This is a genomic window from Kitasatospora sp. NPDC054939, from assembly GCF_053610105.1.
In genome coordinates this window covers 1-1,882 of sequence record NZ_JBSGXP010000301.1, presented here as the reverse complement: position 1 = coordinate 1,882, position 1,882 = coordinate 1, and the positions used below count along the sequence as shown (strand labels likewise).

Sequence of the window (1,882 nt, the reverse complement as noted above, 5' to 3'; positions counted from 1 at the left end):
GCCCCCCCGCGCTCGCGGGCCCCCGCCCCCCGCCCCCCGCCGGGGCCGCCGGGCCGCGCCGCCCCGGCCCCCCCGGCTCCGTGGTCGGCTCAGGTGCACTTCACGGTCAGGTTGATCAGGCTCATCCCGGCCACCTTCTCCGCCTCCACGAAGAACTCGTACTCCCAGCCCGCCGCGCCGCCGGCCGGCATCCGGAAGTACGTGCCGCTCGTGCCGACGGGCTCCAGGCCCTTGGCCCCGTACGCCGCCTTCAGCTGCTCCAGGGTGGAGCCGGCGCCGATGCCCTCGGCGGTCCTGGCCCCGGCCGGGGCGGCGAGCTCGCGCAGGCCCCGGACTCCGAACGAGGCCCGGCCCGCGGTCAGGAACGCCTTGTCGCGGGCCTCCCGCAGGACCGCCAGCTCGGCGATCGCCTGGGCGGACTCCGCGAACAGCTTGGCGTTGGCGGCGGACCCGGCCGCGGACTCGGCGGCCTTCTCCGCGGAGTCCGCGAACTGCTCGGCCGAGGCGTTCGGCGGCGGTGTGGGCCGGGCCGTGGCCGACTTCTGCGGCGCCGCGTCGGCCTTGGCATTGGCCTGGTCCGCCTTGGTCTGGGCCGCCGCCTCGGCGGCCATCCGGGCGGCGTCCGGGGCCGGACCGCCCTTGAAGGTGTAGTCGGTGCAGCCGTACAGCAGGGACACCGGAGCGGTCTCCAGTGCACCCGCGGCCAGCGCCGCCTCCTTGGCCGTACCCGGGGCCAGACCCCGGTAGCCGGCCACGCCGAACACGTCCGGCGTCCTGCTCGGGCTCGGGCTCGGTGCGGCCGCCGGGCCGCTCCCGCCCGCCTTGGCGTCGGCGGCCCCGCCGCCCTTGTCGCCCTTGTCGCCCGCACAGGCCGCCGCACCCGTGACGACCAGTGCCACGGCCAGAGCGGTTCCGGCCACGCGCGCGCCGCGCATCCTCTTCACGTCGTTCCCCCTCGGTTCGTGGGCCACCGTACCGAATGCGCACGTAGGCTCCACAATCCGTTTTCGGGGCCGGACTGGCCGGCGCCCGGCCGCGGGGCCGCCCGGGGGCGGGCCCGCGGCCTGCGGGCCCTACGGGCGGTCGCCCGCCCGGTCGGTGACGGCGCGGGCGAGGACGGCGGTCTGGCCGACCACGTCGCCGGCCTTGCCGAGGTCGCCGTCCTTGGTCAGCACGATGCGCTCGCCCAGGTAGTCGTAGCTGCTGCCGTCGAAGATCCACTCGGTCCGCTGGCCGTTCGGCTCGGTGCGGGCCACCGCGATGCCGCGCCGACCGCTCGCGTCCACGGCCTCCTGGACCAGTTCGACGCCGGGGATCAGGGCCGCCGCCCGGTAGAGCGCGGCGCCGACCGCCGGCGGGACGATCTGCTCGCGCAGGATGTCGCCGATCGTCACGAAGGCCTCCTGGTCGGGGTTCTGGCCCTGGCCCTCGCGGTCCTTCTTGATCTTCTGCAGCAGCGCCGCCGGATCGGTGGGCAGCTTCGCCGCGTAGCCGTAGTAGCCGGGGTACTCGGCACCGTCCCCGATCGGCTCGATCCACTGCCCGCCGTCCTGCCGCGGCGCGGGCTCGCCGGGCCTGCCGCCCTTCTTGCCGCTGCCCTTGGCCGGCCCGCCCTCGGGCTCCAGCAGCACGCCCCACCGGCTGCCGTCCACCGAGAGCCACAGCTCCCGCGGGTGGACCTTGGCCGTGGTGACCCCGCCGGTGGCGAGGTTGACCCCGGAGAAGGCGACCAGGGACTTCACGTAGACGAACTGCTCGCCCTTCGCCTCCAGCGGCGCCTTGCGCCCGGCCGCGTCGGCGGCCTGGTCGAGCAGCTTGGCGGCGCCGACCGGGGCCGCGTCCAGCTGCCCGGGGGCGGCGGGCGCGCCGGCCGCGTGCGACG

2 protein-coding genes are annotated in these 1,882 nt (G+C 76.8%); both read right to left on the bottom strand.

Annotation, left to right across the window (positions count from 1 at the left end; all coding sequences use genetic code 11):
• Positions 1-89: 89 nt before the first annotated feature.
• Positions 90-920: a hypothetical protein gene (locus tag ACWGB8_RS38465; protein WP_452218299.1), complete on the bottom strand. Its 831-nt coding sequence runs from the start codon at positions 918-920 to the stop codon at positions 90-92.
• 153 nt (positions 921-1,073) lie between these two features.
• Positions 1,074-1,882: CU044_5270 family protein (locus ACWGB8_RS38460; protein WP_452218298.1), on the bottom strand; the 809-nt coding region annotated here is incomplete at its 5' end.